Here is an 18,813-nt window from a genome sequence, read left to right on the forward strand (position 1 = left end):
CCGTCCGGGTGATCCGGGCACGATAACGTGCTGGTCGACGGCGCGGTGCGGGGTTGACTGAGGGTGTGGAGAGCGGGGGGTTGCGGGGGGTCTATCGGGAGGTCCTCGCCGAGCTGGAGGCGGGCGGGTTCGGGGCGGCCGGGCCGGGGGAGTGGAGCGCGGAGCAGATCGTGGCGCACCTGGTCGCCAACGACGAGCTGATGGCCGAGACCACCGAGGCGGTGCTGGCCGGGTCGCCGTTCGCCTTCTACGACCTGGCCGGCGTGCACCGGCCGGAGCTGGACGTCCTGATCGCCGAGTGCGGCGGGCTGCCCGGGCTGGCCACCCTGCTGCGGGCCACCAGCCAGCGGCTCTGCGCGCTGGTCGACCGGCTCGGCCCGGCCGCCGACACTCCCGTCGAGACGCACCTGCGTGAGGGCTTCGACCTGGTCGTCGACGAATCGCTGCCCTGGTCCCGCACGCTCGACCTGCACACCCGCGTGCACCTGCCCAAGCACCTGGCGCAGCTACGGACGCTCCGTGACCACCCCCAGCCCGCCTGACAGCCCACCCGCCTGACAGCCCACCCGCCCCGCCCGGCCTCGCCGCGACTCGCTAGGCGTCGGGGTGGCGTACCACGTCAGGGGTGTGGCGGAAGGTGCGGCGGTAGGCGGACGGGGACACCCCGATCCGGGTGTGCAGGTGCTGGCGCAGGGCGGCGGTGGTGCCGAAGCCGGCCTGGCGGGCCACCTGGTCGACGCTCAGGTCGGTGGTCTCCAGCAGCAGCCGGGCGTGGTCGGTGCGCTGCCGGAGCAGCCACTGCGCCGGACTCAGCCCGGTCTCCGAGCGGAAGTGCCGGGTGAAGGTGCGGACGCTCATCCGGGCGTGCGCGGCCAGCTCCCGCAGCGCCACCGGTTCGTGCAGCCGCTGCCGGGCCCACTCCCGGGTGGCCGCGGTGCCGCTGGCCGGGGTCCGGGGCACCGGCCGTTCGATGTACTGGGCCTGGCCGCCGTCCCGCCACGGCGGCATCACGCAGCGCCGGGCGGACCGGTTGGCCACCTCGCTGCCGTGGTCGGTGCGGATGACGTGCAGGCAGAGGTCGATCCCGGCGGCCACCCCGGCCGAGGTGAGCACCCGGTCGGAGTCGATGAAGAGCACGTCCGGGTCGAGGTCGACGTCCGGGAACAGCCGGCGGAAGCGGTCCGCGTACGCCCAGTGGGTGGTGGCCCGGTGACCGTCGAGCAGCCCGGCGGCGGCGAGCACGAACGCGCCGGTGCAGATCGACATGACCCGGGCGCCCCGCCGGTGGGCGGACCGGAGCGCCCCGGCCACCGCCGGCTCGACCGTCCCGTCCGTCATCGGCGGGCCGCCGTGCAGGCCGGGCACCACCACCGTGTCGGCGGTGGCCAGCAGATCGAGGTCGTGGTCGGGGAGGACCCGGAAGCCGGCGGTGCTGCGGACCGGGCGGCCACCGGGCGTGCAGGTGTCGACGGTGTAGAGCGATCGCCGGTCGTCGGTGCGGGCGGTGCCGAAGACCTGGGCCGGGGTGCCCAGGTCGAGGCCGACCACCTCGTCGAGGGCGAGCACGGCGATCCGGTGCGGGACGGCGGTCATGGCCCGATTATTGCGTACGATGGCTTTCCGGCCACTCGTCCGACGGGCACCCGCCGCCGAGACTCGGAGCGTGACCCGACCCCGTCGCCTCCACCCGGCCTGGACCGTGGCCGCCGTCGCCTTCGTCGCGCTGGTCGGCGCGGCCGGTTTCCGTGCCACCCCGTCGGTGCTGCTGCACCCGCTGCACGCCGAGTTCCACTGGCCGCTGGCCACCATCTCCGCCGCCGTCTCGGTCAACCTGCTGCTCTACGGCCTGACCGCGCCGTTCGCCGCCGCGCTGATGGACCGGTTCGGCATCCGCCGGGTGGTGGCCGGCGCGCTGGCGCTGGTGGCGCTCGGCAGCGGGCTCACCGTCCTCATGACGGCGAGCTGGCAGTTGATCCTGTGCTGGGGTGTCCTGGTCGGGCTGGGCACCGGGTCGATGGCGCTGGCCTTCGTGGCCACCGTCACCGGGCGCTGGTTCGTCCACCGGCGGGGGCTGGTCACCGGGGTGCTCACCGCCGGTGGGGCGGCCGGCCAGCTCGTCTTCCTGCCGCTGCTGGCCGTGCTGGTCCGCGACCACGGCTGGCGTACGGCGGCACTGGTCGTGGCCGGGGCCGCGCTGGCGGTCGTACCGCTGGTGGTCTGGCTGCTCCGGGAACATCCGGCGGACCTGGGCCTGCCCGCCTACGGGGCGACCGAGGTGACGCCGCCGGCCCGGCCGGCTGGCGGGGCGGCCGGCCGCGCCGTCGGCGCGCTCGCCACCGCCGCCCGGACCCGCCCGTTCTGGCTGCTCGCCGGGGGCTTCGCGATCTGCGGCGCGACCACCAACGGCCTGGTCGGCACCCACTTCGTGCCGGCCGCCCACGATCACGGGATGCCGGAGACCACCGCGGCGGGCCTGCTCGCCCTGGTCGGGCTCTTCGACATCGTCGGCACCATCGCCTCGGGCTGGCTCACCGACCGGGTGGACAGCCGGCTGCTGCTCGCCGCCTACTACGGGCTGCGTGGCCTGTCGCTGCTGGTGCTGCCCGGCCTCTTCGCCGGCACCGCCGAGCCGAGCATGCTGCTCTTCATCGTCTTCTACGGCCTGGACTGGGTGGCGACCGTGCCGCCGACGGTGGCGTTGTGCCGGGAGTACTTCGGCACCTCGGCGGCGGTGGTCTTCGGCTGGGTCTTCGCCGCCCACCAGTTCGGCGCGGCTGCCGCCGCGACCGGTGCCGGCCTGGTCCGGGACCAGCTCGGCGACTACGCGCTGGCCTGGTACGTCGCCGGGGCGCTGTCGATCGGCGCGGCGTTGCTGTCGCTGCGGCTGCGTCGCCGGCAGCCGGTGCCCACGCCGGCCCCGGTGCCGGCCCCCGCCGCCCCGGGGTGGAGCTACCGGGGCTGACCGGTCAGCCGACGGTCCACTGCTGGCCGGCCGCGCCGGTGCAGGTGGCCTGCACCAGGTCGTCGCCGGCCCCGGTGCCGTCGTCGCGTACCTGGGCGCACTTGCCGGACTGCACGCCGACCAGCAGGACCGGGCCGGTGCCGACCGGAGTCAGTCGCCACTGCTGGTTGGCCTGCCCGTGGCAGCCGAACTGCTGGAGCTTCGCGCCGTCGTCGCCGCTGCCGCCCTCGACGTCCAGGCACTGCCGGTGCGCCGTGTTGGTGAGCGTCACCAGGTCCGGCGCGACGGGGTTGGCCACCCACTGCTGCTCCGGCCCGCCGGTGCAGACGGCCAGCTCGGCGGCGGCCGTCTCGCCGTCGCCGTCGGTGCCGACGCAGAGGCCGGAGGTGACCGCGCGGAACACGGTCGGTCCGGCGACCGCCGCCGGGGTGGTGGCCGCCGGGGTCGGCGACGGCGGCGGGGTGGTGGCGGCCGGCTCGGTGGCCGCCGGGGTCGGCGGGGCGGCCGAGGCGGGTGTCGGCGCGGCTGCCGGCACCACCGGCTGCCCGCCGCCGCCACCGAGCACGCCGGTGGCGAAGAAGACCCCCAGCAGTACGCCGGCCAGCCCGGCGGCCAGCGCGAACCGCATCAGCGGGTCGCGGGGCAGCCCGGGGCGGGCGGCCCGGCGGGCACCGTACACGGTGCCGGACGGGTCGTGCTGCGCATCGGGGACGGCCATGGGGGAATGGTGACCCACCGGGTGGCCCGAAGGCCACCCGGCCTGCGGCGTGGTGACTCAGTCGACGACCCGGACGTCCTTCCAGAACGCCACCCGGTCGCGGACCAGCTCCGCGTCGGGCTTCGGGTCCGGGTAGTACCAGACGGCGTCCGCGCTGGTCCGATCGCCGTCCTTCAGGCTGTAGTAGGAGGCGGTGCCCTTCCACGGGCAGACCGTCTCGGTGGTCGATTCGGTGATCAGGTCGTCGCGGAGGGTGTTGCGGGGGAAGTAGTGGTTGCCCTCCACCAGGACGGTGTCGTCGCTCTCGGCGACGACGTGGTCGTTCCAGACGGCTTTCGGCATGTCATCCACGCTACGCCCCGCGCCGCGCCGGTTCCCGTCCGGTGTCGCGGGTGGTGGGTCGGCGGGTCCGTGACGTCGGCGACGGTCGCCCCGAGGGTGATCTGAAATGGCCAGTTGGACGTCCCACCAGCAGGCCGGTTCGCGCGTAAGGTGATCTCATGCGCGCGCTGCGTGATCATGATCTGGCGGTGGACGCGCTGCGGCGGTCGTATGCCGCGGTGCCTCCCGGACAACCCGTGCGTCTCGCCAAACGCACCTCCAATCTGTTCCGTCCCCGTTCGGCCACCGCCAGCCCCGGGCTGGACGTCAGCGGCCTGGGCGGCGTCCTCTCCGTCGACGCCGCCGCCCGCACCGCCGACGTGCAGGGCATGTGCACCTACGAGAACCTGGTCGACGCGACCCTCCCGCACGGGCTGATGCCGCTGGTCGTGCCGCAGTTACGCACGATCACGCTGGGCGGCGCGGTCACCGGGCTGGGCATCGAGTCGACGTCGTTCCACAACGGCCTGCCACACGAATCCGTCACCGAACTCGACATCCTCACCGGCGCCGGGGAGATCGTCACCGCCCGCCCCGAGGGTCGGCACGCCGATCTCTTCGCCGCCTTCCCCAACTCGTTGGGCAGCCTCGGCTACGCCACCCGGCTGCGCATCGAACTCCAGCCGGTACGCCGGGCGGTCGCCCTGCGCAACGTCCGCTTCACCCGGTTGGCGGAGCTGACCGACGCGATCGGCGACGTGATCGCCAAGGGTGAGTGGGAGGGGCAGCCGGTCGACGCGATGGACGGGGTGGTGTTCAGCCCCGGCGAGGCGTACCTGGTGCTCGGCTCCTTCACCGACGACGTGGAGCAGCTCAGCGACTACACCGGCCAGGACATCTACTACCGCTCGCTGCGCCGGCGGGTCCGGGACGCCCTGGGCACCTACGACTACCTGTGGCGCTGGGACACCGACTGGTTCTGGTGCTCGGCGGCGTTCGGGGTGCAGCACCCGGTGGTGCGCCGGCTCTGGCCGTCCCGCTGGCGGCGCAGCGACGTCTACCACCGGCTGGTCCGGCTGGAGCACCGGCACCAGGTGGCCGCCCGGGTCGACCGCTGGCGTGGCCGGCCCGCCCGGGAGCGGGTGGTGCAGGACGTGGAGGTCCCGTTGGAGGGGACGGCCGACTTCCTGCGCTGGTTCGACCGCAACGTGGGGATGACCCCGGTGTGGCTCTGCCCGTTGCGGCTGCGCGAGCCCGCCGGGCCGGGCTCCAGTCGGGCCTGGCCGCTGTATCCGCTCCGTCCCGGGCAGAGCTACGTCAACATCGGCTTCTGGGGAACGGTGCCGATCGCGGAGGGTGCCGCGGACGGCGACGTGAACCGCTCGATCGAGCGGGCGGTGTCGGAGGCGGGCGGGCACAAGTCGCTCTACTCCGACGCGTACTACGACCGAGCGGCCTTCGACCGGCTCTACGGCGGGGAGACCTGGCGTGCCGTGAAGGACCGCTACGACCCGGACCACCGGCTCACCGGACTCTACGAGAAGGCGGTTGCACGAGAATGAGCCTGACCGACCGAGAACCGGGGGCGGCGAGCGCCCCCGCCGACCCACCGGCGGGAGGCCGCCGTACCGGACCGACGGTCGCGGACGTCGTCCGCGCCGTCACCGACCGGGATCTCCCGGTCCGCATCGTCGGCTACGACGGCAGCGCGATCGGCCCGGCCGACGCCGGGATCACCCTCGCCATCCATACCGAGCGGGGCCTGTCGTACCTGCTCACCGCGCCGGGCGACCTGGGCATGGCGCGGGCGTACGTCAGCGGCGACCTCGGGCTGGACGGGGTGCACCCCGGCGACCCGTACGAGGCGTTGCGGGTCCTCAAGGACGACCTGCGGCTGCGCGCGCCCTCGGTCGCCGAGGGGCTGGCCCTGGTGCGCGGGCTCGGCTGGGAGCGGCTGCTGCCGCCACCGGCCCCGCCGCAGGAGGCCCAGCCGCGCTGGCGGCGGGTGCTGGGCGGGCTGCGGCACTCCCGCTCCCGGGACAGCTCGGCCATCTCGCACCACTACGACGTGTCGAACGCCTTCTACGAGAAGGTGCTGGGCGAGTCGATGACGTACACCTGCGCGGTGTTCCACAGCCCGACCGACACCCTGGAGCAGGCCCAGGCGGCCAAGTACGACCTGGTCGCCAACAAGCTGGCGCTCCGGCCGGGGATGCGCCTGCTGGACGTCGGCTGCGGGTGGGGCGGCATGGTCCGGCACGCGGCCCGGGAATACGGCGTGCGGGCGCTGGGGGTGACCCTGTCGAGGGCGCAGGCGCGGTGGGCGCAGGCGGCGATCGAGCGGGAGGGGTTGACCGGGCTGGCCGAGGTGCGCCACCTGGACTACCGGGACGCCCCGCGCGAGCAGTTCGACGCGATCTCCTCGATCGGGCTGACCGAGCACATCGGGGTGCGGAACTACCCGACGTACTTCCGGGCGCTGCGGGACCGGCTGCGCCCCGGGGGCCGGCTGCTCAACCACTGCATCACCCGGGCCGACAACCGGGCCCCGCACCGCTCCGGCGCGTTCATCGACCGGTACGTCTTCCCGGACGGTGAGCTGGCCGGGCCGGGCCGGCTGATCAGCGAGGTGCACGACGCCGGGTTCGAGGTGCACCACGAGGAGAACCTGCGCCGGCACTACGCGCTGACCCTGGCCGGTTGGGGCCGCAACCTCGTGGCGAACTGGGACTTCTGCGTGGGTGAGGTCGGTCCGGGCACGGCCCGGGTGTGGGGTCTCTACATGGCCGGGTCGCGGCTGGGCTTCGAGCGCAACGAGATCCAGTTGCACCAGGTGGTGGCGACCCGCAACGGTCCGGAGGGGACGAACGACTACCCGCTGCGGCCGGACTGGACGCCCTGACCCGTCCGACGCGACGACGGAGAGCCGCGTCGGGAACGGCGCGGCTTTCGTCGTCCTCATTGACAAACAGATTTTTTACGTACAGGATTGTTTTTGCCATGAGAGACGTCCTGTACCTGGAGCAGATCGAGCAGGCCGAGACCCTGCTCAAGCCGCAGCGCGTCGACGTGCTGCGGCAGTTGGCCGAGCCGCGCACCTGCACCGAGGTGGCGGCCCGGCTGGAGCAGACCCCGCAGCGGGTCTACTACCACGTCAAGCAGCTCGCCGCGGCCGGCCTGGTCGAGCAGGTGGCCAGCCGGAAGGTGCGCGGCATCAGCGAGGGCATCTGGCAGGCGGCGGCCCGGTCGTACTGGCTGTCGCCCCGGCTGGTCGGCCGGATCGGCGGGCTGCGCCGGGCCCGTGACGAGCTGAGCCTGGGCTACCTGCTCGACCTGATGGAGGAGGTCCAGGCCGACGTCGCCGCGCTCGACCGGGCGGCTCCGGAGCTGCCCTCGATCGGGGTCTCCGGCGAGATCCGGGTGCCGGCCGAGCGCCGGCAGGAGTTCCTGCACGACCTGCAGTCGACGCTGCGGGACCTGTTCACCCGCTACGGCGGCGTCGAGGGCGACGCCTTCAAGCTGGCCGTGGCCTGCTATCCCAAGGGGGAAGACCGTGACTGAACCGTTGACGATCGGTGCCCGACTCGCCGCCCCGGTCGAGGCCGTGTGGCGGGCGCTCACCGACCCGGCCGAGCTGCGCGTCTGGCTCACCGAACACGCCGAGGTCGAGCTGCCCGACCGGTACGAGTTCTGGGGCCGGCACACGCCGGAGGGCGACGCGCCGCACCAGCGGCTGCTGTCCGCCGACGACCACACCCTGCGCGTCGCCTGGCTGCTCGACGGCGTGGAGACCACGAGCGAGATCCGGCTCAGCCCGGAGGGGGCGGACAGCACCCTGCTGACCCTCAGCCAGAGCCACTTCGACTTCGCCGAGGCGATGGACGGCAGCAGCATCCGTGGTGTCCTGCAAACCTGGTGGAGCCTGTCGATCGCCAACCTCGCCGCCCGGCTGGAGGACCGGCCGCTGCTGCCGAGGACCGACTTCACCTCCGCCGACCTGCGCGGCGAGCTGACCATCGCGGCGTCGATGGACAAGGTCTGGCAGTCGCTGACCGACTCCGCCCAGGCCAGCGCCTGGTTCGGCTACCCGATCGGCATCGAGCCCTGGGTCGGCGGCCGGTACGCCATGGGCGGCTTCGACGCCGGGTACGCGGCCAAGGTGATCGACCTGGAGCCCGGCCGGAAGATGTCGGTGGACTGGGGGCCGACCGGGATCAGCACCTGGGAGCTGGCCGAGTCCGGCGGAAGCACGAAGCTGACCTTCGTGCAGAGCGGCTTCGACGAGAGCCACCCGCCGTACGCGGCGTGGAGCGGTTCGGTGGCCGGCCTGGCCGAGCTGCGCCGCTTCCACGAGATGGACGACTGGAAGCCGATCTGGGTGGCCGAGGAGATCCGCACCGGCGCACCGTCGGCCTGAGCCCGACGCCCGGGGCACCCTCGTCCGGGGTGCCCCGGCGTGCGCGCCGTCAGCCGGGCGGGGCGAGGTCGGCGGCGCGGCGGAGCAGCGCGCGTCGTTCGGCGTCCGAGGTGACCAGGCCGGCGGCGGCCCGGAACAGCGCGGCGGCCCGGACCGGGTCGCCGCGCCGGGCGGTCAGCTCCGCCTCCGCCGCCAGGGCCGGCGGGTAGCCGTCCAGTGCCCCACGTGAGCGGGCCTCGGCGAGCAGGGCCAGCCCGGCCGTCGGGCCGTACGCGTAGCCGTGGGCCACCGCGCGGTTCAGCCCGATCACCGGGGTGGGCCGGAGCCGGAGCAACTCGTCGTACCAGTGGGCGATGGCCGCCCAGTCGGTGCGGCCGGCGTCCGGCGCGGTGGCGTGGCAGGCGGCGATCCGGGCCTGGAGGACGTACGGGCCGGGGCGGTCGGCGCGGGCCAGCACCGCCAGGCCCTCGGCCACGGCGGCGTGGTCCCAGCGGGACCGGTCCTGCTGGTCGAGGGTGAGCAGTTCGCCGTCGGCGTCCCGGCGGGCCGCCCGGCGGGAGTGCTGGAAGAGGAACAGCGCCAGCAGGCCGGCGACCTCCGGCTCGGCCGGCATCAGCGCGTCGAGCAGCCGGGCCAGCCGGATCGCCTCGGTGGCGAAGGCGGGCTCGCCGTCCGCGTCGTACCCCCGGGTGAAGAGCAGGTAGAGCACGGCCAGGACGCCCGGCAGGCGCTCGACCAGCGCGGGCCCGGTCGGTACCCGGTAGGGGACGCCGGCCGCGGCGATCCGGACCTTGGCCCGGGTGATCCGCCGGGTCATGGTGGATTCGCCGACCAGGAAGGCGCGGGCGATGTCGGCGGTGGGCACCCCGGCCACGGTCCGCAGGGTCAGCGCCACCCGGGCCTCCAGCGAGAGCGCCGGATGGCAGCAGGTGAAGACGAGTCGCAGCCGGTCGTCCACCATGTCCCCCTCCGGGCCGGCCGGGGCCGGGTCGGTGAGCAGCGCCAGGTCGCGGAGCCGGCGACGTTCCACGGTGGCCCGGCGCAGCACGTCCACCGCCCGGTTCCGGGCGGCCGTCATCAGCCAGCCGCCCGGATTGCCGGGTACGCCGTCGTCCGGCCAGCGTTCCAGCGCCGCCGCCAACGCGTCCTGGGCACAGTCCTCGGCGAGCGTCCAGTCCCCGGTGACCCGGATCAGCGCGGCCACGATCCGCGGGTACGCCTCGGCACCCGCCACCGCGACCGCGCCGACCGGATCCGGCATCCCGCCCGCGTCCGGCGGATCCGACGCCCCGCCCGGGTCGACCGGGTCGACCGGTCCGGTCACCGTCAGCGGTCGACCAGGGGCCGCAGTTCGAGCCGCCCCACGTAGGCCATCGGGTGGTTGCGGGCCACCTCGATCGCCTCGTCCAGGTCGGCGCACTCCAGCAGGTCGAAGCCCACGATCACCTCCTTGGTCTCGGCGAACGGGCCGTCGGTGAGCAGCAGCTCGCCGTCGCGTACCCGGACGGTGGTGGCCGCCGACGGCTCCGCCAGCCGGCTGCCCATCAGGCGCTGCCCTTTGCCGTCGCGCTCGGCCACCCACCCGTCGATGTCGGGTGCGGCGTCCGGGTCGGTGTCCGGCGCGGTGTCGGTGCAGACCAGCATCATGTACTTCATCGTGGTGCTCCTCGGTGTCGTGGTCCTCAACAGCGTGACGAACGGCGGACCCGCTTTCGGACAGCCAGCCGTGGGAATTCCGTCCCGGAACCGGCCGGCGAGCGTTGACCCCGTGATCTTCCCCTCGTGGCCGGCCGGTCACCAGCGGTCCGTTCTAGGCTGAGCCGGCCGCGAAGAACGGGGGAATCGTGCGCAACCACCCGGCCGTCGTGCTGGTCGCCGTCCTGCTGTCCACCCTCTCGCTGCCGATCTCGCTGACCGGCGCGTCGGTCGCCCTGCCGGAGATCGGCCGGGACCTCGACGCCGGACTGGCCGGCGTGCAGTGGGTGGTGAACGGCTACAACGCCACCTTCGCCAGCTTCATGCTGGCCACCGGCGCGCTGGCGGACCTGCTCGGCCGACGCCGGGTCTTCGCCACCGGGGTGGCGCTCTTCGCCGGCTCCGGGCTGCTCGGCGCGGTCGCCGGGAACATCGTCCTGCTCGACCTGCTCCGCGCCCTCGCCGGAGTCGGCGCGGCGGCTGCCGCGACCAGCGCCTCGGCCATCCTGGCGCACACCTTCACCGGCCCGGCGCGGGCCCGCGCGTTCAGTGTCTTCGGCACCACCATCGGCGTGGGGCTGGCCTTCGGGCCGTCCATCGCCGGGCTGCTGATCGGCACCTTCGGCTGGCGGGCCGTGTTCGCCGCGCCCGCGCTGGCCGCCCTGGTGGTGCTGGCGCTGACCCCGCTGCTGCCCGAGTCCCGGCAGCCGCACGCCGGTCGGATCGACACGCCGGGAACGGTCACCTTCACCGGCGCGCTGCTGCTGCTCATCTTCGGCTTCGTGCAGGGTCCCGAGCTGGGCTGGTCCGCTCCGGTGATCGTCGCCGCGTTCGTCGGCGCCGTCGTGCTGCTGGTGCTCTTCGTCCGGGTGGAGCGGCGGCGGGCCGAGCCGATGTTCGACCTGGCCCTGCTCGCCAGTCCCCGGTTCGTCGGCATCTGCCTGGCGGCGGCGACCGTCGTCGCGGTGCTGGTGCCGCTGCTGGTCTACCTGCCGTCGTACCTGACCACGGTGGTCGGGATGGGGCCCGGCGCGGCGGGCGCGACGCTGATCCTGCTGACCGCGCCGACGCTGGTGCTGCCGCTGCTCAGCGGGGCGATGACCCGGCTGGTGCCGGCCCCGGCGGTGATCGTCACCTCGGTCGTGGTGGTCGCGGTGGGGGCCGGCTGGGCGACGATCCTCGGTCCGGGCAGCAGCACCGCCGCGCTGGCCGGCCCGCTGCTCACCATCGGGGTCGGGGTGGGGCTGTCGATCGGGCTGCTCGACGCGCTCGCCATCGGCAGTGTCGCCCCGGAACGGGCGGCCACCGGCGCCGGCATGATCAACACTGCCCGGCTGGCCAGCGAGACGGTGGCCATCGCGGTGGTCGGCGCGGTGCTCGCCAGCACCACCGCCGGCCGGCTCGCCGACCCGGGGTTCACCGGCGGGCTGCACACCGTGCTCTGGGCGATGGCGGTGCTGGCCCTGCTCGCGGCCGTGGTGACCGCCCTGCTGGTCCGCCGCGCCCGGGTGCGCCGGCCCCAGCCCGCCCCGCCGGCCTGAACCCACCCGGCGGGCCGCCACCCAGGTCCGGCCGCCACCCCAGGCCCGCCGGCCGCCACCCACGCCCGCCGGCCCAGCCGGGTCGCGGGCTGAGCCTGCCGGCGGGGTCGGTCGGGGCGGCTATCGTGGCCTGTCGTGACGAGCACCGCGCAGCGCCTGGCCGAGATCCGGGGCGACGCGCCCCCGAAACGGCACAACGCCCGGACGATCGCCGCGCTCAGCGGGAACCCCGGGTGCGCCCGTCGGGCCGTGCTGGACGGCGCCGGGGTGGACAAGCCGGCGCTCGCCGAGCGGGTCGGCTTCCCGGCCCGGTTCGGCCAGTCCCGGTTCGCCATCACCCGGGGCAACGCGTTCGAGGCGCAGGTCAAGGCGGACGGCGGGGCGGAGCTGCTGCGGCTGGTCGCCGAGCGGCTGGGCGTACCGGTGCCGGAGCGGGCCGGCTGGACGGACCTGGGCGGCGCGGACGACCTGCCGGACCGGCGCGAGCGGTCCCGGGTCGCGCTGACCGCCGGCGGGCCGGAGGCGGCGCTGTTCGACCATCCGCTGCTCGGCCTGACGGTGGCCGGTCAGCGGGTGCACCTGGAGCCCGACCTGGTGGCCGCCCGGCTGGGCGGCCGGTTCCACGTGGTGGAGATCAAGTCGTTCCCGGTCGTCGACGGTCAGGCCGATCCGGCGAAGGTGTCCGCCGCCGCCATCCAGTCGGCCGTCTACGTGCTGGCCCTGCGGGAGCTGCTGGCCGCCGAGGGCCGGGACCCGGAGTCGGTCTCGCCCGACGTGGTGCTGGTCTGCCCGCGCGACTTCGCCAACCGGCCGGTGGCCAGCCTGCTCGACGTGCGCAAACAGTTGCTGGTGCTGCGCCGTCAGCTCGACCGGATGGCCCGGCTGGACGACCTGCTGGCCGCCGTGCCGGCCGGGTTCACCGTCGACCCGACCGTCGACCCGGCGACGCTGACCGCCGCGCTGCGTACCGTGCCGGCCCGCTACGCGCCCGAGTGCCTGGCGAGCTGCGAGCTGGCGTACTTCTGCCGGGACGAGTCGCGGGGGCAGACCGGCGCGCTGGGCCGGCCGGTCCGGGAGGCGCTCGGCGGCCTCGCCGAGGTCGCGGAGGTGCTGGCGCTGGCGGCCGGCGAGCGGGTCGCCGACCCGGCGCGGGAGGAGGCCGCCGCGCTGCTGCGGGCCGCCGCCCGGCTGCGCGCCGACGCCCTCGCCGGGAACCCCGGGTGAGTACGCTGCGCGCGCTGGCGAAGGCGCAGGCCCTCGCGGCCGGGGTGGCCCAGCCGGTGGCCACGGTCCGGCACCTGCACCTGGCGGAGCGCCCGCTGGTGCTGGTGCCGCTGGCGATGGCCGGTGAGGCGCACGCCCCGCTCGCCGCGCTGGTCGGCACCGCCCCGGACGATGCCCGGCTGCTGGTCGTGCCGCAGCCCCGCAACCGGGACCAGCGGTTCCGGTTCGTCGCCGAGTTGGCTGGGATCGTGCTGCCGTACCTGGACGGCTTCCGGGGCGTCTCGGAGGCGGTGCCGGTGGACCGGGGTCGGGACGTCCGGTACCGGTACGTCGACGCGCCGCAGCTACTGGTGCCGAACCCGGCCGGGGTCATCTTCCTGCGGCTGCTGGGCCGGTCGACCCGGTTCCGCCGGCCGGACGGCGAGTACCCCGTGCACCCGGCCGTGCCGCTGCTCGGCCGTTGGCTGACCTTCTTCGCCGAGCGGGCCGAGCATCCGGGCTCGTCGGCGCTGGTGGCGCTGACCGACGCGCTGACCCTGCACTGGGCGACCGGGCAGAGCGCGGTGGAGGACCTGCACCTGCCGGCGCTGCTCGGCTGGGTCGACCCGCCGGCCGGGCGGTCCGGTGCCGAGGCCGCCGCCCGCGCCGAGGATCCCCGGGTCTGTCCGCCGGCCGGGCCGGCCACCGACCCGGAGTTCGACAACACCGTGCTCGCCCCGGCGATGGCCGGGTACGCGGCGAGCGCCGACGACCCGGCCGCGCGGCGGGTCGCGTACGCGGAGCTGGAGCGGGTGCTGCGCGGGCAGCTCACGCCCACCTGGGAGCTGATGTGGCGCGGCGTCGGGCTGCTGCGCGCGCTGCCGCCCGGTGCCCGGGTGGCCGGCCGGTGGGACGGCGACCGGGACGCGTTCACCGGTCACGCCGAGCACCTGGACGCGGGGGGCGGGCCGCAGCCCAGGCGCGACGGCGCGGTGGCGGCGGCCGTCCGGCTGCACCGGCTGGAACGCGCGCTGACCTCGTACGCGGTGCAGCGTGCCTACGACGACCCGTTGGTGATGGCGGAGCACCGGCTGACCGGTGAGGCGTTCGTCGGGGACGTCACGCTGGCGGACCCCGGGCGGGTGGACGACAGCGGTAAGCGGCCGGTGCTGCGGCCGAGGATCCAGGTGGTGACCACCGAGCCGGTGCGGGTGCCGGTCGGGGCGACGCTGTGGTCGACGGCCCGGCCGGCGCAGAAGGCGAAGGTGGTCTTCCTGACCCCGGCGGCGGACGGCAAGACCGAGGTGGTGCTGGAGCTGTCCGGGGGGATGGGCCGGGGGCTGACCGCGCCGCCGGGGACGGTGCCGGAGGCGGGGGAAAGGCTCTGCCTCACCACCCTGTCGGACGCGTTCCTGCCGGTCGGGGCGTTTCCTGCGGCGGAGGAGACGCCGTGGACGCACGGCGGCCCGCCGGTCCGCGCCGCCGACGGCACGCCGCCCGAGGTGGACGGTGACCCCGCCGAGGAGTGGACCTGAGCCGGTGGGAGCGCGCCCGGCGGTCGGATACCTGACGGGCCGACCCTGGCGGCCGACGGTACCGCTGGCTACGCTTCGATGGTTCGCCGTCCCGTGGCCGGTCCTCACCGTCGAGGTGCGCACAGGAGAGAGAGCCGGAGCGATCACCGTGCTGCCCCAGGACGCCGCCTCCGTGGCCGGCGCACCGATCCGACCGCTCCGTGTCCACCGGGTGGCGGCGGTCGTCGCGTCGGCGGCCGTCCTGCTGGAGCTGGGCTGGCTGGTCGCGGCGCTGCCCGGGGCGGCCCTGGCCAGCGACCTCACCGCGACTGCGGTGGCGGGCTGGGCCACCGTCGCCTGCACCCGCGCCGCCCGCCGGCACCCCGCCGCGCTGCGCCGGTTCTGGACGCTGCTCGCGGTCACCATGGGGCTCGCCGCCGTCGGCCGGCTGCTGTGGACGGTGGCCCGGCTGGGCGGCGGGGAGCTGCCGCACACCCCGCTGGTCGGGGCGGTCTTCGGCGCCGGCATCGTCACCGGCACCGCCGCCCTGCTCTGCTCGCTGTCCGCCCCGCGCAGCGTGGTCGGCCGGGCCCGCACCGTGCTGGACGGGGTGATCGTCGGGCTGGCGCTGATCCCGATCGGCTGGGTGGTGGTGTTCCGTGGTGTCGCCGCCGCCCACCTCGCCGATCCGGTGCGTACCCTCGGCCTGCTCTACCCGATCATCGACCTGATGCAGCTCACCATCCTGGTGGCGGTGGCCGGGCCGGGCCGGCCGGTGTGGCGGCCGTTGACCCTGATCGGGGCGAGCCTGGCCACCCGGGCCGGCGCCGACGCGGTCTACGTCTCGCTCGCCGCGCACGGCAGCTACACCCCCGGGAACCCGATCGACGTCTGCTGGCCGTTGAGCTACCTGCTGATCGGCATCGCCACCACCTGGTCGCCGCCGCCGTCCTACGACGGCGCGGAGGAGGTCGGCGAGTCCCCGCTGCCGCCGTGGTGGCGGGTGGCCCTGCCGTACCTGCCGGTCGGTGGGGCGATCATCGCGGTGGTGCTGGCCAGCCGGCCCACCGGGCAGACCCCGCCGCTGATCTTCGTGGGCATGATGACGCTGCTCGGGGTGCTCGCCCTGCGCCAGGGGCTGGCCGCCAACGAGAACCTGCGGCTGGTGGCCCGGCTGCGCCGGCTCGCCTACACCGACCAGCTCACCGGGCTGCCGAACCGGCTGATGTTCAACCGGCGGCTGCGCGGGGCGCTGCGCGACGGGCCGCCGGTCGCCGTCCTGCTCCTCGACCTGGACGGCTTCAAGCAGGTCAACGACCGGTTCGGGCATGCCACCGGTGACGCCCTGCTGACCACCATCGCGGCCCGGATGCGGGCCGCCGTCGACGGCGACGGGACGATCGCCCGGCTCGGCGGCGACGAGTTCGCGGTGCTGGTCGACGGCGACCGGCCGATCGCCCCGGAACGCCTCGCCGAACGGCTGCTCACCGCCCTGCAACCCGCCCCGGGCGAGGAGGACGGCGGCGTCCACCCGTCGGCCAGCATCGGCATCGCCGAGTACGGCCCGCAGCACACCTCCCACACCGACCTGCTCCGCGACGCCGACATCGCCATGTACGCGGCGAAGGCCGCCGGCAAGTCCGCGTACCGCACCTGTACCCCGGCGCTGCGCGAGTCGGCGGTGACCCGGGCCGAGCTGATCGCCGACCTGCGCCGGGCGGTCGACGAGCAGCAACTGCACCTGGAGTACCAGCCGATCGTCGACCTGGCCACCGGCGCGGTACGCAGCGCGGAGGCGCTGGTCCGCTGGCGGCACCCCCGGCTCGGCCTGCTCGCCCCGGCGGCGTTCCTGCCGCTGGCCGAGGAGACCGGGCTGATCGTGCCGATCGACCGCTGGGTGATCCACGAGGCGTGCCGGGCCGCCGCGACCTGGCGGGACCGGGCCCCCGAGGCGACCGTCGCGGTCAACATCGCCGCCGCGCACCTGCGCCGTCCCGACCTGATCGCCACCGTCACCGCGGCCACCGCCAGCGCCGGCCTGGCGCCCCGCGCGCTCACCCTGGAGCTGACCGAGTCGGCGCTGATCGACGGCAGCGAGTCGGTGCTGGAGCGCCTCGCCCAGCTCCGTGAGCTGGGCATCCGGATCGCCATCGACGACTTCGGCACCGGCTACTCGTCGCTGAGCTACCTGCACCGCATCCCGGCCACCGAGTTGAAGATCGACCGGTCCTTCGTGGCCCGACTGGACTCCGACGCGCGGGCGTACGCCACGGTGGAGATGGTGACCCGGCTGGCCGGGGCGTTCGACCTGGCGGTGGTGGCCGAGGGGGTGGAGACCGAGGGGCAGCACGCGGCGGTCACCGCGATCGGCTGCGTGCACGGCCAGGGTTACCGCTACGGCCGCCCCGGTGGGCTGGCCGCCCTGCACGCCCGGTCCGCCGTCCGCTGATCCCACCGCCCGCCGGTCCGCTGTGCGCCGCTCCCGCTCGCCGGCGGTCCGCTGTTCGCGGCTCCCCCTCTCCGGCGGTCCCGCCGTCCCGGGGAATTCCGGGTTGACCCTCACGCGGCGGGAGGCGGGAACGTTGGTTCCGGAAGGGAGGGAACCATGGCGTACACGGTGGGTCAGGTGGCGCGGGCGGCCCGGGTGACGGTCCGCACGCTGCACCACTACGACGAGATCGGGCTGCTCTCGCCCGGCGGGCGGACGGCGGCCGGCTACCGCCGCTACGACGACGCGGACCTGGAGCGGTTGCAGCACATCCGCTACTACCGGGAGCTGGGGTTCCCGCTGGAGGAGATCGCGGCGATCCTCGACGACCCGGCCGCCGACCCGGCGGCGCACCTGCGCCGGCAGCACGAACTGCTGACCGGGCGGATCGGGAAGCTCCAGGAGATGGTCGCGGCGATCGAACTCGCGATGGAGGCGAGACGGATGGAGATCAGATTGACCCCGGAGGAGCGGTTCGAGGTGTTCGGCGACTTCGACCCGGACGCGCACGCGGAGGAGGCGGAGCGCCGGTGGGGCGGCAGCGAGGCGTACCGGGAGTCGCACCGGCGGGCGGCCGGCCACTCGAAGGACGACTGGCTGCGGATCAGGGCGGAGCAGGAGGACTGGAACCGGCGGTTCGTGGCGGTGCTGGCGGCCGGGGCGTCGGCGGACTCGACGGCGGCGATGGCGCTGGCCGAGGAGCACCGGCAGCTCATCGTCCGCTGGTTCTACGACTGCTCGTACGAGATCCACACCGGGCTGGCCGACATGTACCTGGCCGACCCCCGGTTCACCGCGTACTACGAGGCGATCGCGCTGGGAATGGCGGCGTACCTGGCCGAGGCGATCCACGCCAACGCGATCAGCCGGGCCTGAGCGGGAGCCGAGGGTGCCGCCGCCGGCCCGCCGGGGTGGGCAGGCGGCACCCATCCAGCGGAGGTGACCGGCGGGCGGTGGGGCTAGGCTGGCCGGACGCTCTGTCATCAGCGTCGATCGGCTTGCCGGCGGGCGCACCGTACCGGGGAGACGTCCGTGAAGCACCCGAAGCTGGCTGCCGCCGGCGTCGCCCTCGCCGCGCTGCTGGCCGTGGGCGGCTGCACGTCGGACGCCGGTGACCAGCCGACCCCGGCCGCCGACGGCACCGCCACCGGGCCGGCCGCCGACGCCGAGCCGGCCGTCGTCCTGGCCGCCGCCGCGCGGAAGGTCGACGAGCAGTCCTACCGGCTGACCGTCAACGACGGCGCGGCCGGCGACGGCACCACCCTGGTCTGGGACCCGAAGGGCCGTCGGGGGCTGGAGACCACCTCGCTGGCGGTGGCGAACGGCAAGGTGACCATCGAACGGCTCACCACCGGGGCCGACGTCTACGTGAAGGTGACCGCCCCGGACCGCCGGGTGCCGGTCTGGGACGGCCGGACCTGGTGGCACATCGGCACCGCCGGCAAGGCGTCCACCGCCGCGACCGCCGGTCTGGACATGACCCGGGTGGCCAGCACGTTGAGCGCGTCGGGCACGTCCCGGCGCACCGGGGAGCGGGCCTACGCCGGCACCCTCGACCTGCGGGGCCGTGCCGACGTGCTGGGCAAGGGCGTCGACGGGGTGCTCGGCGACCGGGCCGCCGCCGTGCCGTTCACCGCCGAACTGGACGGGCAGGGCCGGCTGGTCCGCTACCGGCTGGAGGTGGCGGCCGAGCAGGGCCGCACGGCGGCGCTCGACCTGACGTACGCGGACTTCGGTCTGCCGGTGTCGGCGGAGAAGCCGGCGGCGGAGCTGATCGGCGAGGACCCGCCGGGCAACATCCCGGGCGTCTGACCGGCGGGACCGCCACCAGGCCGGGGCCGCCACGGGTCGACGGGTCACCGCCGTTTCATCCACCGATCGGGTGAAACACGCGCATTGCCGGTTCCGCCACGCCCATTCCCCTGTTAAGCCGTACGACACCCCGGTTGGTGGC

General features: G+C 75.0%; 17 protein-coding genes. 12 read left to right on the top strand and 5 right to left on the bottom strand.

The features are described from left to right. Nucleotides 1–65: 65 nt before the first annotated feature. On the top strand, nt 66–542 hold the full coding sequence (locus ACIQG9_RS04555; protein ID WP_400398793.1) for a hypothetical protein: 477 nt from the start codon (nt 66–68) through the stop codon (nt 540–542). Nucleotides 543–594: 52 nt separating this feature from the next. On the opposite strand, the gene ACIQG9_RS04560 is transcribed toward ACIQG9_RS04555, so the two are convergent. Next, the gene (locus ACIQG9_RS04560) at nt 595–1,593 is read right to left on the bottom strand and encodes a GlxA family transcriptional regulator (protein ID WP_400398383.1); all 999 of its coding nucleotides are present in this window, start codon (nt 1,591–1,593) and stop codon (nt 595–597) included. Between the two features lie 70 nt (nt 1,594–1,663). Here ACIQG9_RS04560 and ACIQG9_RS04565 point away from each other — a divergent pair, with 70 nt between their 5' ends. Beyond that, complete coding sequence (locus ACIQG9_RS04565) at nt 1,664–2,962, top strand: MFS transporter (RefSeq protein WP_400398384.1); 1,299 nt, start codon at nt 1,664–1,666, stop codon at nt 2,960–2,962. A gap of 4 nt (nt 2,963–2,966) precedes the next feature. On the opposite strand, the gene ACIQG9_RS04570 is transcribed toward ACIQG9_RS04565, so the two are convergent. Together ACIQG9_RS04570 and ACIQG9_RS04575 are read right to left on the bottom strand one after the other, a co-directional pair. After that, nucleotides 2,967–3,680 carry an RICIN domain-containing protein gene (locus tag ACIQG9_RS04570; RefSeq protein WP_400398386.1) on the bottom strand — a complete coding sequence of 238 codons (714 nt, stop codon included), beginning with the start codon at nt 3,678–3,680 and terminating at the stop codon, nt 2,967–2,969. A 57-nt stretch (nt 3,681–3,737) separates the two neighbouring features. Continuing rightward, a complete protein-coding gene (locus ACIQG9_RS04575; protein WP_400398388.1) occupies nt 3,738–4,022 on the bottom strand; it encodes a DUF427 domain-containing protein in 285 nt (94 codons plus the stop codon). Between the two features lie 158 nt (nt 4,023–4,180). Here ACIQG9_RS04575 and ACIQG9_RS04580 point away from each other — a divergent pair, with 158 nt between their 5' ends. The 4 genes from ACIQG9_RS04580 (at nt 4,181) to ACIQG9_RS04595 (ending at nt 8,418) form a co-directional block, all read left to right on the top strand. Next, nucleotides 4,181–5,563 carry an FAD-binding oxidoreductase gene (locus tag ACIQG9_RS04580; protein ID WP_400398389.1) on the top strand — a complete coding sequence of 461 codons (1,383 nt, stop codon included), beginning with the start codon at nt 4,181–4,183 and terminating at the stop codon, nt 5,561–5,563. Then, on the top strand, nt 5,560–6,903 hold the full coding sequence (locus ACIQG9_RS04585) for a class I SAM-dependent methyltransferase (protein WP_400398391.1): 1,344 nt from the start codon (nt 5,560–5,562) through the stop codon (nt 6,901–6,903). The genes ACIQG9_RS04580 and ACIQG9_RS04585 overlap by 4 nt, the downstream gene beginning before the upstream one ends. Before the next feature lie 98 nt (nt 6,904–7,001). Then, entirely contained in the window at nt 7,002–7,562 is a 561-nt protein-coding gene (locus ACIQG9_RS04590; protein ID WP_400398393.1) for a helix-turn-helix domain-containing protein, read from the top strand. Beyond that, the gene (locus tag ACIQG9_RS04595) at nt 7,555–8,418 is read left to right on the top strand and encodes an SRPBCC family protein (protein WP_400398395.1); all 864 of its coding nucleotides are present in this window, start codon (nt 7,555–7,557) and stop codon (nt 8,416–8,418) included. Before ACIQG9_RS04590 ends, ACIQG9_RS04595 begins: the two co-directional genes overlap by 8 nt. Nucleotides 8,419–8,467: 49 nt before the next feature. Here ACIQG9_RS04595 and ACIQG9_RS04600 read toward each other — a convergent pair whose 3' ends face one another. Beyond that, a complete protein-coding gene (locus ACIQG9_RS04600; RefSeq protein WP_400398794.1) occupies nt 8,468–9,679 on the bottom strand; it encodes an RNA polymerase sigma factor in 1,212 nt (403 codons plus the stop codon). A gap of 65 nt (nt 9,680–9,744) precedes the next feature. Then, nucleotides 9,745–10,074 carry a YciI family protein gene (locus ACIQG9_RS04605; protein ID WP_400398397.1) on the bottom strand — a complete coding sequence of 110 codons (330 nt, stop codon included), beginning with the start codon at nt 10,072–10,074 and terminating at the stop codon, nt 9,745–9,747. Nucleotides 10,075–10,262: 188 nt separating this feature from the next. On the opposite strand from ACIQG9_RS04605, the gene ACIQG9_RS04610 reads away from it, so the two are divergent. The 6 genes from ACIQG9_RS04610 to ACIQG9_RS04635 all read left to right on the top strand — a co-directional run bounded on the left by ACIQG9_RS04610 (nt 10,263) and on the right by ACIQG9_RS04635 (nt 18,671). Beyond that, a complete protein-coding gene (locus ACIQG9_RS04610; RefSeq protein ID WP_400398399.1) occupies nt 10,263–11,654 on the top strand; it encodes an MFS transporter in 1,392 nt (463 codons plus the stop codon). 135 nt (nt 11,655–11,789) lie between these two features. Next, nucleotides 11,790–12,878 carry a hypothetical protein gene (locus ACIQG9_RS04615; RefSeq protein WP_400398401.1) on the top strand — a complete coding sequence of 363 codons (1,089 nt, stop codon included), beginning with the start codon at nt 11,790–11,792 and terminating at the stop codon, nt 12,876–12,878. Then, nucleotides 12,875–14,392, top strand: coding sequence for a hypothetical protein (locus ACIQG9_RS04620; RefSeq protein ID WP_400398403.1), 1,518 nt, complete (start codon nt 12,875–12,877; stop codon nt 14,390–14,392). Before ACIQG9_RS04615 ends, ACIQG9_RS04620 begins: the two co-directional genes overlap by 4 nt. 115 nt (nt 14,393–14,507) lie before the next feature. Next, on the top strand, nt 14,508–16,820 hold the full coding sequence (locus tag ACIQG9_RS04625) for a putative bifunctional diguanylate cyclase/phosphodiesterase (RefSeq protein ID WP_400398405.1): 2,313 nt from the start codon (nt 14,508–14,510) through the stop codon (nt 16,818–16,820). Between the two features lie 156 nt (nt 16,821–16,976). Beyond that, the gene (locus tag ACIQG9_RS04630; RefSeq protein ID WP_400398407.1) at nt 16,977–17,735 is read left to right on the top strand and encodes a MerR family transcriptional regulator; all 759 of its coding nucleotides are present in this window, start codon (nt 16,977–16,979) and stop codon (nt 17,733–17,735) included. Nucleotides 17,736–17,891: 156 nt separating this feature from the next. Beyond that, nucleotides 17,892–18,671, top strand: coding sequence for a hypothetical protein (locus tag ACIQG9_RS04635; RefSeq protein WP_400398409.1), 780 nt, complete (start codon nt 17,892–17,894; stop codon nt 18,669–18,671). Nucleotides 18,672–18,813: the final 142 nt, after the last annotated feature.

Source organism: Micromonospora sp. NPDC092111 (assembly GCF_044755745.1).
GTDB lineage: Bacteria > Actinomycetota > Actinomycetes > Mycobacteriales > Micromonosporaceae > Micromonospora.

Excerpts from the sequence above, each read along its gene's own strand:
- ACIQG9_RS04560 (WP_400398383.1), bottom strand. The coding sequence starts at position 1,593 with ATGACCGCCGTCCCGCACCGGATCGCCGTGCTCGCCCTCGACGAGGTG.
- ACIQG9_RS04570 (WP_400398386.1), bottom strand. The coding sequence starts at position 3,680 with ATGGCCGTCCCCGATGCGCAGCACGACCCGTCCGGCACCGTGTACGGT.
- ACIQG9_RS04575 (WP_400398388.1), bottom strand. The coding sequence starts at position 4,022 with ATGCCGAAAGCCGTCTGGAACGACCACGTCGTCGCCGAGAGCGACGAC.
- ACIQG9_RS04580 (WP_400398389.1), top strand. The coding sequence starts at position 4,181 with ATGCGCGCGCTGCGTGATCATGATCTGGCGGTGGACGCGCTGCGGCGG.
- ACIQG9_RS04585 (WP_400398391.1), top strand. The coding sequence starts at position 5,560 with ATGAGCCTGACCGACCGAGAACCGGGGGCGGCGAGCGCCCCCGCCGAC.
- ACIQG9_RS04590 (WP_400398393.1), top strand. The coding sequence starts at position 7,002 with ATGAGAGACGTCCTGTACCTGGAGCAGATCGAGCAGGCCGAGACCCTG.
- ACIQG9_RS04600 (WP_400398794.1), bottom strand. The coding sequence starts at position 9,679 with ATGCCGGATCCGGTCGGCGCGGTCGCGGTGGCGGGTGCCGAGGCGTAC.
- ACIQG9_RS04605 (WP_400398397.1), bottom strand. The coding sequence starts at position 10,074 with ATGAAGTACATGATGCTGGTCTGCACCGACACCGCGCCGGACACCGAC.
- ACIQG9_RS04630 (WP_400398407.1), top strand. The coding sequence starts at position 16,977 with ATGGCGTACACGGTGGGTCAGGTGGCGCGGGCGGCCCGGGTGACGGTC.